Genomic DNA, 9,598 nt, shown 5'->3' with positions numbered 1-9,598 from the left:
GGGGTGGGTTTTGTTAGGTATGAACCAATTTGAGTAGGATCGTTTGGGTTTTGTGGTTTCATGACATATTTTGTTTTTGATAATAACAACCATTTATGGAAATATGATTAAGTCAAATATAGTGGGTTTGTTTTATAAAAACAAGTTTTTGTTATAAAAATATAAAATAAGGTTTTTGTTTATTTAGGAGGGGGTATGTTTTAGATTTTATAATAAAAAAGTAAAAGGAGGAAGTAATATAAAGGATTTTTTTACAGATGTAGTTTTGTTATAGGTAAAAAAGAATACTTTTTTAGATTTAAAGTTCTTTTTATTTTTAATGAATTTCTATTGATGGGTTTGTGTTTAGTGAGTATGGTTTGTAATTATTCTATGAATTGGATATAAAATAAAACTCCGGTAATCAGCCGGAGTTTCAATCATCAATCAAAAAACGAACAGTCTTAGACTGTTGTTGCTGTATATATTTTTTTTAATTATAACTTTTATACGGATTACAAAGTTAATGATTTTTAGAAAAAAATACTCTAACCAAGGTAGGTTTTTAAGATTTTGCTTCTAGAGGTATGTTTTAATCTTCGGATTGCTTTTTCTTTAATTTGACGAACACGTTCGCGGGTTAAATCAAAAGTCTCCCCAATTTCTTCTAAGGTCATAGGATGTTGGTCGCCTAATCCAAAATATAAACGAACGACATCGGCTTCGCGAGGAGTTAGGGTTTCTAACGAACGTTCAATTTCGGTACGTAACGATTCATGAATCAATTCTCTATCAGGATTTGGTGACTCTCCAGATCGTAGTACATCATATAAATTAGAATCTTCACCTTCTACTAATGGGGCATCCATAGATAAATGGCGTCCTGAGTTTTTCATTGATTCTTTTACGTCATTTACAGTCATGTCTAACTCAGCTGCTATTTCTTCAGCAGATGGAGCGCGTTCATTAGATTGCTCTAGGAGAGCATACATTTTATTGATTTTGTTAATAGAACCAATTTTGTTTAAAGGAAGGCGTACAATACGAGATTGTTCTGCTAAAGCTTGTAGTATAGATTGACGAATCCACCATACAGCGTATGAGATAAATTTGAAACCACGTGTTTCATCAAAACGTTGAGCTGCTTTAATCAATCCTAAATTTCCTTCATTGATTAAATCGGGAAGAGTTAAACCTTGATTTTGATATTGTTTTGCTACGGATACTACGAAACGTAAGTTGGCTTTTGTTAATTTTTCTAAGGCTCTTTGATCACCAGCCTTGATGCGTTGTGCTAATTCCACTTCTTCATCTGCAGTGATTAAATCTACTTTACCAATTTCTTGTAGGTATTTGTCTAGGGAAGCAGTTTCACGATTGGTTACCTGCTTAGTAATTTTGAGCTGTCTCATTTAAAAATCTCCTTGCTTTTTAAAAGTTGTAATAGTTATACGTAAAGAGTTGATAAAAAGTTACAAAAAAATAAAAAAACCTCGAAATTTTTTTCGAGGTTTCGCTATTTGAATTAATAAAATTAATTAACCTTGTGGGTTTGTTTTTTTATCATCTTTTTTTTCTTCGCGAGGAGGGCGAGGAAGTAATTGTTTTTTTGAAACTTTTTCTTTTTTATTTTTAGGGTCTATGCCTAAATATTTAACCATAAAGACATCTCCTAAATTGATTACGTCACTAGGTTTTTCTGTGCGTTCCCAAGCTAATTCAGAAACGTGTAATAAGACTTCATTTCCAGGTGCTCTGGTGTATTCTACTACTGCGCCAAAGTCAAGCATTTTAGTTACTTTTACTTCGTAAGCTTCGCCTAATTGAGGTTTGAATATCATGGCTTCAATTTTAGCTAAGACAGCGTCTATACCTGTTTGGTTGGTTCCTAGGATTTCAACAATTCCTTTGTCTCCTTCTTCTGTTAATACAATGGTCGTTTCAGTAGATTTTTGTAATTCCTGAATATTTTTACCTCCTGGGCCAATAAATGCTCCAATCATACTGGCTGGAATAGAGCTCATGATGATTTTTGGTGCTTTTGGTTTAACAGCGGTTCTTGGTTCTGCAATGGTTTCAATGATTTTGTTTAGGATGTGCATACGTCCATCACGAGCTTGAGCCAATGCTTGTTCCATGATGTCGTAACGTAGTCCATCAATCTTAATATCCATTTGGCAAGCTGTGATACCATCGGCTGTACCTGTTACTTTGAAATCCATATCACCTAAGTGGTCTTCATCGCCTAAGATGTCTGATAATACGGCAAATTTTTCTCCGTCTGTAATAAGTCCCATTGCAATACCAGAAACAGGTTTAATCATTTGTACACCAGCATCCATTAATGCTAACGTTCCTGAACATACGGTTGCCATAGAAGAAGAACCGTTAGATTCTAAAACTTCTGATACAACGCGAATGGTATAAGGACAATCTGACGGAATCATGTTTTTAAGTGCGCGTTGTGCTAAATTACCATGTCCGATTTCACGACGTGAAGTACCTCTTAATGGTTTTGCTTCACCTGTAGAAAAAGGAGGGAAGTTATAGTGTAAGTAAAAGCGCTCTTCACCTTGTTCAGAAGGTAAATCAATAACGTTGGCTTCTCTAGAGGTGCCTAGGGTTACAGTAGCTAAAGCTTGTGTTTCACCACGTGTGAAAATGGCTGAACCATGAGCAGATGGTAAATAATCGATTTCAGACCAAATTGGACGGATTTCAGTTGTTTTACGGCCGTCTAGACGAGTTCCTTGTTCAAGAATTACGTTACGAACAGCTGCTTTTTGTGTTTTGTAGATATATCTGCTTACTAATTCTTTTAAATCTTCGTTTTCAGTATATTCTTCTTCTGAATATAAGGCTTTTACTTCTTCTGCAATAGCTGCAAATTTTTCACCTCTTTCATGTTTTGCAGACGCTTCTTGAGCTACTGCGTAAAATTTTTCATAACAAGCTTCTTTTACTTTGTTGTAAACGGCTTCGTTGTTTTTTTCTGCTTCGTATTCGCGGTAGGTTAGAGTGCCAATGGCTGCACGTAATTTTTCTTGTGCTTCAATTTGAGCTTTGATGGCTTCATGAGCAAATTTAATAGCTTCTATCATTTCGGCTTCTGAAATTTCTTTCATTTCACCTTCTACCATGCAAACAGAATCTTTGGAAGCTCCGATCATCATGTCAATATCGGATTTTTCAAGTTGTGTTCTGTTAGGGTTAATGATTAATTTGCCGTCTACGCGACCTACTCGAACTTCTGAAATAAAGTTATAAAAAGGGATATCTGAAACGGCTAATGATGCTGAAGCAGCCAAACCTGTTAGTGCATCGGGCATAACATCGTCATCATGAGACATTAATTGGATCATGATTTGTGTTTCAGCATGGTAGTCATCTGGGAATAAAGGGCGTAATACGCGGTCTACTAAGCGCATGGTTAACACTTCGCTGTCGCTAGGACGTGCTTCTCTTTTGAAGAAGCCTCCAGGAAAACGACCTGCTGCAGCAAATTTTTCGCGATAATCTACTGTTAGAGGTAGAAAATCTATTCCAGGGTTAGCTGTTCTAGCAGAAACAGCTGTTGCTAAAAGCATAGCATCGCCCATTCGCACAACTACAGACCCATCGGCTTGTTTGGCTAATTTCCCAGTTTCGATTGTGATGGTTCTTCCGTCTCCTAAATCGATAACCTCTTGAAATACTTTTGGGATCATAAAATCTTTTTTTGTTAAATTAAACAATGGGTTCTAGTTGTGTTGTTGTGTTGTTGTGTTGTGTGTAGTTGTTTGAAACCCAATGAAAAACCAAACTTTTGTTGTAAAATATTTAAAAAATAAAAAGAGGCGCGCGGGCACCTCTTTTCATCTGGATTATTTTCTGATGTTTAATTCTTTGATAATCGCACGATATCTATTGATATCCTTGTTTTTTAAGTAGTCAAGAAGAGATCTTCTTTTACCTACTAGTTTTACTAACGAGCGCTCTGTGTTGTAATCATGACGATTTCTTTTCAAGTGCTCAGTTAGGTGGTTAATTCTAAAAGTAAATAAAGCTACTTGCCCTTCTGCAGAACCTGTGTTTTGAGCTTTCCCTCCGTGTTGAGCGAAGATTTCAGCTTTTTTCTCTTTTGATAAATACATGCTAATATTATTTAAATGATTATTATGTAGACCGAGATTTTCTCGATACGGACGCAAATTTAAAAATAATTATGAATTATAAAACAGGAATTATAAAAATTTTTAAAATATTTTAGCAACTTCTGAATTTACAAATTCTAAAAAACGTTCATCGGCTTCTGTAAAAGGATTTAATACGTGGCTATCAATGTCTATTTGACCAATGTTTATGCCATTTACAAATAAAGGAACGACAATTTCAGATTTTACAGTAAAGCTACAAGCTATGTAATTATCCTGAGCTTTTACATCAGGCACAACAAAGTTAGCGTTGGATTCTGCAACTTGTCCGCAAATTCCTTTGCCAAATGGGATAACTGTGTGATCTGTTTCTGCTCCTACGTAAGGACCTAAATGTAAAGTGCGTGTTTCGTGATTAGCAAAATAAAAGCCTACCCAATTATAGTACGAAATATGATCCTGTAATAACTGACAGATGTTTAATAATTTTTCATCTTTCGAAAATGTACTATTAGTTGTAATGGATATGATTTGTGGTTTTAGATTTTCAAATTCCATGATCTTTAAGTTTTTTGCAAATGTAGATCACTTGTTTTTTTAAAATTATATAAATTTGTTAAAAAATATTTATTTGAAGACACTCATAAAACAGTATCAGCCTTTTTTCCTTTTTTTAGGAAAGTTTTTTTTCTCTTATCTGGTACTTACCATACTTTATAGGCTGTATTTGTCTGGTTTTGTACATCAAGTTGACGGGTTTACTAGAAATGTATCTTGTGCTACAGAAAAAATACTTCTTTTTTTTGAGCAGAGAGTTTATATTGTAGAAGATGCTTTTAATGAACAATATCAATTGTATTTTGAAGGGGAGTATATAGCTCGTATAATAGAAGGATGTAATTCAATTAGTGTTATTGTTCTTTTTGATGCTTTTGTAATAGCGTTTTCTACAGGTTTTCAACAGACATTCGTGTTTTTGTTGTTTGGAAGTGTTTTTATATATGTTGTAAATATCTTACGAATAGCTTTATTGGTTGTTCTTTGTAGTTTATATCCCCAATATGAACATTTTTTGCATGGAGTTCTATTTCCTGTCATTATTTATGGTATAGTATGTTTGTTTTGGTTATATTGGATAAAAAAATACGCTGAATATGTTTCAAAATTTGCTTCAACATAAGTACAGACTTATAGTAGGGATTTTTTCCTTAGTTGTTTTGATGTTGATTAGGAATTATGAATCAACTTGGTTTTATGATCCGTTCATAAGATATTTTAAAAGTGAATTTCAAGGAACATTATATCCACAGTATGATTCGTTTGATCTTTTGCTGAATTGGTTAATTCGTTATGGATTAAATACGATAGCAAGCTTGCTAATTCTCTATGTGTTATTTCAGGAAATATCAATAATTAAAATAGCGGTTATTTTGTATGTTTTCTTTTTTGTTTTTTTGATGTTTCTGATTTTTTTAGTTTTATGTTTTTGTGATGAAACGTATGTAATGATCTTGTTTTATATACGTCGCTTTTTGATTCAGCCCTTGTTTTTAATTTTGTTTATTCCAGCGTTTTACTATCAAGAGAAAAATTCAAAATTTAATTAACAACTTGTTGTGGATTCTTGGAAAGAATTATGATTATATTTGTACTGATGAAGTTTCGCAATTTTATAAATATTTGTTTAACATTACTTGTGTTGGTTTCCAATACAGGGTTGGCAATTAATGTGCATTATTGCGGTGAAGTAGTAGCTGCTATTTCTGTTGATAATCTTGAAAAAAGGAATGATTCAGGTTGTTGTGGGGATAAAATGTCAGTAGAAGATTCTTGTTGTAAGGATAAAAAAGTAGAAATTAAAAAGACTACTTCGGAAAATGTTTTAATTCACTCATTTCAGTTTAAATTACTTCCTTTTATAATCATAGAAGGAGGAGGGGGTGTGTTTGATAATTGTATAGCAGAACAAATAATAGTAGGTAGTCTACCCGCTTATTACTGTAATACTCATGCACCACCACTTTATGAGTTATATTCTAAATTACTATTTTATGCTTAATTAACTTAGTGAAATTTGTTTCGGAAATTTTTTTCTATAGGAGATGTTTTACTAATTAATTAAAATAATGAAATCTATCTATTTATTTACGTGTTCACTAGTTAGCACTGTGTTATTGGGGCAAAAGATAGACACTTTAAAAACGATAACAGTTGATTCTAAACGCAATACAATACAAAAATCCTTATTAAAAACTACTAATATTACTGTTCTATCTAGTAAAGAATTATTAAAAGCGGCCTGCTGTAATTTAGCTGAAAGCTTTGAAACGAATCCTACTATTGATGTTAATTATTCAGATGCTTTAACGGGTACCAAGCAGATAAAAATGCTAGGTTTGACTTCTCCTTATTTGTTAATTGCTGAAGAAAATATTCCCTCTATTCGTGGTGCTTCACAGGCGTATGGTATGTCTTTTACTCCAGGGACTTGGGTAGAAAGTATTCAAGTTACAAAAGGCGCAGGAAGTGTAATTAATGGGTACGAAAGTATTTCGGGTCAGATAAACACGGAGTTGCTAAAGCCAGCTAAAGAAATACCTTTTTACTTGAATTTTTATGGGTCTACTGATTCTCGTTTTGAATTAAATACACATTTGGCACAAAAAGTAGGTGCTAAGTGGAGTACTCTTTTATTAGTGCATTCCAATATGAGGGTGTCTAAAAAGGATATGAACAAGGATGGGTTTTTGGATAATCCATTAGGGCGTCAAGTAAATGTGATGAATCGTTGGCAATATGCTAACCCTGAAACAGGGTGGGTAAGTTTCTTGAATTTTCGCTATATGAAAGATGAAAAACAAGCAGGACAAACGGGATTTAATCCCATAAAAGATAAGTTAACTAAAAATAAATGGGGAGCCGAGATTAATACACATCGAGTGGATTTTTCTTCTAAAATTGGTTATGTTTGGAAAGAGGCTCCTTATCAGAGCATTGGTTTTCAAAACGCATTCACTACACATAATCAAAATTCTTATTTTGGATTAAGAACCTATGAAATTAAACAAAATAGTTTGTATTCTAATTTAATTTTTAATTCGATCATACATAATACAATGAACAAATTTGCTACGGGTTTGAATTTTACTTTGGACGATTATAATGAATTTGTTTTAGGACGAGATGTAAGTCGAAGAGATAATTCTATAGGAATGTTTTTTGAGTACACGTATGATAATATGGATAAATTTAGTGTGATTTTAGGGGGGCGTGCGGATTATCATAATCGTTTAGGTTTTTTTATAACGCCTCGTATTCATGCTCGTTATAATCCATGGAAAGATGCTGTTTTTAGAGTTTCAATAGGAAGAGGGAAACGAGCCGCTAATATTTTTGCTGAAAATCAAGCCCTTTTTGCAAGTAATAGAAATTTGAATGTTTTAGGAGATTCAGGTAAGATTTATGGTTTGTACCCAGAAATAGCGTGGAATTATGGTATGGGTTTTTTGCAGAAGTTTCGGATTTTGGGTATGAATGCTGATGCATCGGTAGATTTTTATCGTACTGATTTTCAAAATCAAGTGGTGGTAGATGTTTTACAATCGTATCAAGATGTAAATTTTTATAATCTGGAAGGAAGTTCGTTTGCCAATAGTTTTCAAGCGGAATTTAATATAGAAATTATTAAACGATTGAACCTACGTTCAGCATATAAATTATATGACATCAAAACGGATTATAATTTAGGTCGATACCAACGTCCTTTACAAGCAAAACATCGTTTTTTTTCTAATATAGAATACGCAACAAAGGGAAAAGAAAACGGCAAGCAATGGCGTTTTGATTTTACCTTGAATTGGACAGGTAAACAACAATTGCCTAATACAAATCTAGAATTAGCATCATTATCATCTGATTTTGTGGTAATGAATTCACAGATAACCCATGCATTTTCTTCAGCCTTTGAGATATATACAGGAGTTGAAAATTTAAGTAACTATAAACAACAAAAGGCTATTGTAGGAGCAGAAAATCCATTTGGAGAAAATTTTGATAGTTCAGTAGTATACGCACCCATTTTTGGGCAAATGATTTACACTGGTTTGCGTTTTAAAGTAAATTAAGGGTGATTCAATTGAATAATATTCAATACGTTTTAAAAATCTTATATTTTAAAAAAAATGAAAAAGATAGTTCTAATTTTAGCAGTATTGATGAGTATTTTGAGTTTTTCTCAAGAGAAAAAAAATAAAAATGCAAAATATGATATAGAGGTAAATGGTAATTGTGAAATGTGTAAAAAACGAATAGAAAAAGCTGCTTTTTCTATTTCAGGAGTAAAAATGGCACAGTATGCTATTGAAGGCAAAACATTACATTTAGTGATAAATGAGGAAAAATGTACATTGTTAGATATAGAGAAAGCTATAGGTAAAATAGGACATGATACTAAAAATGTAAAAGCAAATCAAGAAGACTACGAAAAACTTCATGGTTGCTGTCAATATGAACGGAAATAAATAAAAAGCGTGTTAAAAAAAACTTATTAATTATAAAATGAATATTATATTTGGTATTTTAGCTCTATGAAACCATTAATTAAAATAGTGTTACTATTTTTATTCCTTTTTCAATTTACTCCAAGTGTTATTTCTTTGGTAGATAGAGAGAAGGGAGCTAAGTTATCATTGGTTTTACTAGAAGAAGAAGAGGAAGAAGAGTCTACTAAAGAATCTAAAGAAACAAAAGAAATTAAGGAAATAAAAACGGAATTTATTTCTTTTTTTATTGACTATCAAATAACTTCTAATTTTACAGATTTACAAAAAGTTGTAGATATGTATCTTTTGTTAGATTATACTACTGAATTTACATTGCAGATATTACCTCCTGAATGGATTTAAGGCAAAAATGAGTTGAGTGTTTTTTATGCTCAAATGTTTTATGGATTTAAATTTAATTAGGATGACAAAAAAAATAAATATTTTTGGAAACCTTGGTTCTGACTTGCCAGCAGGACTAGTGGTTTTCCTAGTGGCATTGCCTTTGTGTTTAGGTATTGCGTTAGCTTCTGGAGCTCCTTTGTTTGCAGGAGTTATTTCAGGAGTAGTGGGAGGTATAGTGGTAGGTTATTTAAGTAAATCACATCTCTCTGTTTCAGGACCTGCGGCTGGACTTACTGCAATTGTTTTAACAGCAATTTCGGATTTAGGAGCTTTTAATGTTTTTTTATTAGCTGTTTTTATAGCAGGAATTATTCAAATAATTTTAGGATTTCTAAAAGCAGGAGCTATATCTAATTATTTCCCTAATAATGTAATTGAAGGAATGTTAGCAGGTATAGGAGTTATTATATTTTTAAAACAATTGCCTCATGCCTTTGGTTATGATAAGGATTATGAAGGTGATTTAGCTTTTTTGCAACCCGATGGAGAAAATACTTTTTCTGAATTGTTTTCGGTTATAGTATAATCAGCAAAACCAAA

Annotated in this window: 10 protein-coding genes and 1 pseudogene; 7 read left to right on the top strand and 4 right to left on the bottom strand. The window is 32.6% G+C overall.

What is annotated here, in order from left to right; translation table 11 throughout:
* Positions 1-527: 527 nt before the first annotated feature.
* The 4 genes from B0A78_RS12000 to B0A78_RS11985 all read right to left on the bottom strand — a co-directional run bounded on the left by B0A78_RS12000 (position 528) and on the right by B0A78_RS11985 (position 4,670).
* Positions 528-1,391, bottom strand: a complete 864-nt coding sequence (locus tag B0A78_RS12000; protein WP_014164868.1) for a sigma-70 family RNA polymerase sigma factor — start codon at positions 1,389-1,391, stop codon at positions 528-530.
* A gap of 126 nt (positions 1,392-1,517) precedes the next feature.
* Positions 1,518-3,686 (bottom strand): polyribonucleotide nucleotidyltransferase, encoded by a 2,169-nt coding sequence (locus tag B0A78_RS11995; RefSeq protein ID WP_014164867.1) that lies wholly within the window; start codon positions 3,684-3,686, stop codon positions 1,518-1,520.
* A 156-nt stretch (positions 3,687-3,842) separates the two neighbouring features.
* Positions 3,843-4,112 (bottom strand): 30S ribosomal protein S15, encoded by a 270-nt coding sequence (rpsO, locus tag B0A78_RS11990; protein WP_014164866.1) that lies wholly within the window; start codon positions 4,110-4,112, stop codon positions 3,843-3,845.
* Between the two features lie 102 nt (positions 4,113-4,214).
* On the bottom strand, positions 4,215-4,670 hold the full coding sequence (locus B0A78_RS11985) for a GAF domain-containing protein (RefSeq protein ID WP_014164865.1): 456 nt from the start codon (positions 4,668-4,670) through the stop codon (positions 4,215-4,217).
* Positions 4,671-4,743: 73 nt separating this feature from the next.
* Between B0A78_RS11985 and xrtF the strand changes: the two genes are divergently transcribed.
* The 7 genes and pseudogenes from xrtF to B0A78_RS11950 all read left to right on the top strand — a co-directional run.
* Positions 4,744-5,292 carry an exosortase family protein XrtF gene (gene xrtF, locus B0A78_RS11980; RefSeq protein WP_165688647.1) on the top strand — a complete coding sequence of 183 codons (549 nt, stop codon included), beginning with the start codon at positions 4,744-4,746 and terminating at the stop codon, positions 5,290-5,292.
* Positions 5,267-5,719, top strand: coding sequence for an exosortase F system-associated membrane protein (locus tag B0A78_RS11975; RefSeq protein WP_014164863.1), 453 nt, complete (start codon positions 5,267-5,269; stop codon positions 5,717-5,719). The genes xrtF and B0A78_RS11975 overlap by 26 nt, the downstream gene beginning before the upstream one ends.
* Before the next feature lie 47 nt (positions 5,720-5,766).
* On the top strand, positions 5,767-6,171 hold the full coding sequence (locus tag B0A78_RS11970) for an HYC_CC_PP family protein (RefSeq protein ID WP_014164862.1): 405 nt from the start codon (positions 5,767-5,769) through the stop codon (positions 6,169-6,171).
* A gap of 67 nt (positions 6,172-6,238) precedes the next feature.
* Entirely contained in the window at positions 6,239-8,236 is a 1,998-nt protein-coding gene (locus tag B0A78_RS11965) for a TonB-dependent receptor plug domain-containing protein (RefSeq protein WP_097609703.1), read from the top strand.
* 57 nt (positions 8,237-8,293) lie between these two features.
* Positions 8,294-8,632 (top strand): heavy-metal-associated domain-containing protein, encoded by a 339-nt coding sequence (locus B0A78_RS11960; RefSeq protein WP_065213015.1) that lies wholly within the window; start codon positions 8,294-8,296, stop codon positions 8,630-8,632.
* 66 nt (positions 8,633-8,698) lie between these two features.
* Positions 8,699-9,016, top strand: coding sequence for a hypothetical protein (locus B0A78_RS11955; RefSeq protein ID WP_060381793.1), 318 nt, complete (start codon positions 8,699-8,701; stop codon positions 9,014-9,016).
* Between the two features lie 61 nt (positions 9,017-9,077).
* Positions 9,078-9,578, top strand: a pseudogene (locus B0A78_RS11950) (SulP family inorganic anion transporter); the annotation flags it as partial.
* Positions 9,579-9,598 lie beyond the last annotated feature (20 nt).

The sequence above is a fragment of the Flavobacterium columnare NBRC 100251 = ATCC 23463 genome, from assembly GCF_002530675.1.
In the GTDB taxonomy this organism is placed as follows: Bacteria; Bacteroidota; Bacteroidia; order Flavobacteriales; family Flavobacteriaceae; genus Flavobacterium; species Flavobacterium columnare.
The sequence above is the reverse complement of the archived record's forward strand: the minus strand, read 5'-3'. Positions and strand labels throughout refer to the sequence as shown.

What these genes read in the sequence shown, in the direction of transcription:
- B0A78_RS12000 (WP_014164868.1), bottom strand. Translation starts at nt 1,391, where the DNA reads ATGAGACAGCTCAAAATTACTAAGCAGGTAACCAATCGTGAAACTGCT.
- B0A78_RS11995 (WP_014164867.1), bottom strand. Translation starts at nt 3,686, where the DNA reads ATGATCCCAAAAGTATTTCAAGAGGTTATCGATTTAGGAGACGGAAGA.
- rpsO (WP_014164866.1), bottom strand. Translation starts at nt 4,112, where the DNA reads ATGTATTTATCAAAAGAGAAAAAAGCTGAAATCTTCGCTCAACACGGA.
- B0A78_RS11985 (WP_014164865.1), bottom strand. Translation starts at nt 4,670, where the DNA reads ATGGAATTTGAAAATCTAAAACCACAAATCATATCCATTACAACTAAT.
- B0A78_RS11975 (WP_014164863.1), top strand. Translation starts at nt 5,267, where the DNA reads ATGTTTCAAAATTTGCTTCAACATAAGTACAGACTTATAGTAGGGATT.
- B0A78_RS11970 (WP_014164862.1), top strand. Translation starts at nt 5,767, where the DNA reads ATGAAGTTTCGCAATTTTATAAATATTTGTTTAACATTACTTGTGTTG.
- B0A78_RS11965 (WP_097609703.1), top strand. Translation starts at nt 6,239, where the DNA reads ATGAAATCTATCTATTTATTTACGTGTTCACTAGTTAGCACTGTGTTA.
- B0A78_RS11960 (WP_065213015.1), top strand. Translation starts at nt 8,294, where the DNA reads ATGAAAAAGATAGTTCTAATTTTAGCAGTATTGATGAGTATTTTGAGT.
- B0A78_RS11955 (WP_060381793.1), top strand. Translation starts at nt 8,699, where the DNA reads ATGAAACCATTAATTAAAATAGTGTTACTATTTTTATTCCTTTTTCAA.